3 protein-coding genes and 1 pseudogene are annotated in these 2,756 nt (G+C 63.6%); 1 reads left to right on the top strand and 3 read right to left on the bottom strand.

Going from position 1 to position 2,756, the window contains the following annotated elements; translation table 11 throughout:
• Positions 1-424: pseudogene (locus EN984_RS29805) on the top strand (epimerase); the annotation flags it as partial.
• Positions 425-476: 52 nt separating this feature from the next.
• Here EN984_RS29805 and EN984_RS29800 read toward each other — a convergent pair.
• From EN984_RS29800 to EN984_RS29790, 3 genes are all read right to left on the bottom strand, one after another.
• A complete protein-coding gene (locus EN984_RS29800) occupies positions 477-1,019 on the bottom strand; it encodes a sugar transferase (RefSeq protein ID WP_127271926.1) in 543 nt (180 codons plus the stop codon).
• Positions 1,020-1,141: 122 nt separating this feature from the next.
• Entirely contained in the window at positions 1,142-2,077 is a 936-nt protein-coding gene (locus EN984_RS29795; RefSeq protein ID WP_127272219.1) for a glycosyltransferase family 2 protein, read from the bottom strand.
• A gap of 33 nt (positions 2,078-2,110) precedes the next feature.
• Positions 2,111-2,756, bottom strand: a 646-nt coding sequence (locus EN984_RS29790; protein WP_164765737.1) for a polysaccharide biosynthesis protein, incomplete at its 5' end; no start/stop codon positions are given.

Genomic DNA, 2,756 nt, shown 5'->3' with positions numbered 1-2,756 from the left:
CGGCATGAGGGGGAATCTGGCAACGCTGATGCGCCTTGCCGATACGCCGCTGCCGCTGCCGACGGGTGCCTTGACCGGAATCCGCTCGCTGATGTCTTCCGAGGCCGCGGTGCGAGCAGTGTCGCACCTGCTCAGCCATTCCGGACCGCTTCGCCCGATCTATGTCGGCGCCGATGTGCCGCCGGTCGCCGCCGAGGCCATCATCGCCGCCTTTCGCAGAGGTTTGGGTCGGCCTGTGCGCCTGATGGCTGTGCCGGCCGGTCTGATACGGCCGGTCGTGGCCGCGCTCGGCAGGCGGGCGTTCTGGGACAGCCTGACCGCGACACAGATATGCGACCCCGCCCTGCTGGTATCGCAGGGGTGGACGCCTGAAGCCGGCACGCTCGAGCGGCTGGTCGAGCTGGCGCGGCTCGGTAGATCCTGACTTTCTTGCTTGACCATGATCTTTTCCAAAAACCGGCTTCCACTTTTTGGGATCATGGTCTGCGGTAGAGCGTTCCAAACAGGATCCGAAGGTCGAGCCAGAACGACGCAGTGCGGAGGTAGGCAGCATCCGTTTCGGCCAAAAGCTCCGGGTTCGACATGTCGATGCCCCTGATCTGGGCCAGGCCGGTTATGCCCGGCAGCGCCGCCAAAACCCCCAGCCGCCTGCGACACTCGATCAACTCGGTTTGGGTCGGCAGGCAGGGGCGCGGCCCGACCAGGCTCATTTCGCCCTTCAGGACATTCCAGAATTGCGGCAGCTCGTCGAGCTTGAACTTCCGTAGGACCTTCCCGACCGATGTCACGGAATCCGCCGGCGCCTCATGCGAGGGTAGTGACGGCGTCCCGACATACATGGTGCGCAACTTGTGGCAGCGAAAAAGCCGACCGTCACGGCCGACCCGCACCTGTGAAAAAATAGCCGGGCCCGGCGACGATGCTCGAACGGCAAGGACGGTGAGCGCCAAGACAGGAGATGTCGCCACCAGCAGCAGAGCCGCACCGGCAATATCGAAGATTTGCTTGGCTGCCTTCATGAACGGCCGATAGTGCTCCCTGCCGAAGTCCCGAGGCAACGCCGCAGGCCAATGCCGTCAATCCGGTCGACGTAGCATGAGCCGATCTCTTGACCAAGCGCGCCACGCAGCCGTCGCAATGTTCAGATGCGCCCCAGGATGAAGGCGAGATAGAGCCCAATGTTTCCGGAAACGGTCTGCCGATAGACGCCGCTTTGGCGCAAGCCTGCCAAGCGGCGGGAAAGGCCACCGTTGCGCCCGCGGATGAAAAGGTCGAGGCACGCCGTCGCGTCCTCGGTCAGGAGATCGCGATTGACGGCGAGACCGTCGAGGTTGAGGTCCGTCCAGCCGGCGAATTCCCCCTTGAACAGGCGGCCAAGCCGGGAGAACCTTGCTTTCCAGGACACGTTGGCGCCGACCAGGTTCGCCGCGTGCTGCCGGTAGCGCACCAGCGGCTGCGGATCGTAGCGGACGATGCCGCCGGCGGCGGTCACGATGAGATAGGCCCACCAGTCATGGCTGACGAACCCGGTCCGCGTGGAGGCCCTGGCCAGCAGGTCGCGTGCCGCGGCGTTGAGCAGGATTGTGTTGCCGCCGGCGATGCTTTGCACAAGCGCGTTGCGAAAGGATGGCGGCCGGGCAAACAGCGGCGAATGGCCGACAAGGCTTCCTGTTTCCGTCATGGTTGCGGTTCGCGAACAAAACATCAGCGGGGTTTTCGCATCTTGGGTCCGCATCCAGCTGATAGCGCTCTCCAGCCTGTCGGGCTCCCAGATATCGTCCTGGTCGCAGAAGGCATAGCAGTCCGCCTCGATGCGTCGGTCGACGATCATGGAGCGGAAATTGGCGGCGAAGCCTTGCCGCGGCCCCTCTACCAGCGTCATCCGCCCCTTGGGCCGCCAGCGGGATTTCCATGTCTCGATGATGGCGGTCGTGCCATCGGTGGAGCCATCGTCTGAAATCCACAAGTCGACCAGAGGGTGCGACTGCTCGAGCAGGGACTGCAGCTGCTCCTCGATGAAGGCGGCGCCGTCTTTCGTGCCCATCAGGACCGCGATGCGCAGATCATCTTTGCTCACGAGCAAGATCGCTTTCTGAATTCTGAACCGGGCCTAGCTCGCCTGCCCCGCCGTTTTCGGGATCGCGTCTTGACGTGCACTTGCCCTGGCCTTCTTGGCGCGGTCGAGACCTGCCAATGCGGCGAGCGCGGCAGCCTTGTCCTGATTTTTCGCCGACTGCTGCAGGGCCGAGAGCGCGACCTGGACATCCGACCATTCCACGACGTCCGTGCTGAGACCGAAAACCTTCGAGATGCCGAGTTCGACGAGTTCCTCGTCTTCGCCATGCAGCGTTTCGTGAAGTTTTTCGCCCGGCCTGATGCCCGTGAACCGGATCGCGATGTCCTTGTATGGGCTCTTTCCGGACAAGCGGATCATCGTTTCGGCCACTTCAAGGATCGGCACCGGCTTGCCCATGTCGAGCATATAGACGGCATAATCGTCTCCGCTCTGCCGCGACCCGGCATCGGCCGCCGACATGATGACGAGATCGACGGCTTCGGCCACGGTCATGAAATAGCGCGTCATGCGCCGGTCGGTGATGGTGACGGGCCCCCCAGCCTCGATCTGCGCCTGGAATATGGTCGCCACCGAACCATTGCTGCCGAAGACATTGCCGAACCGCACTGCAATGAACTTGGTGGCCGGGAGGCGCCCGCCCGTCTCGCCTGCCGGCGTGCCGTGCAAGGCACTGATGATC

Source organism: Mesorhizobium sp. M7A.F.Ca.CA.004.12.1.1, from assembly GCF_003997835.1.
Classification (GTDB): domain Bacteria; phylum Pseudomonadota; class Alphaproteobacteria; order Rhizobiales; family Rhizobiaceae; genus Mesorhizobium.
Note: the sequence above shows the minus strand (reverse complement) of the source record. Positions and strands in the feature narration are given on the sequence as shown.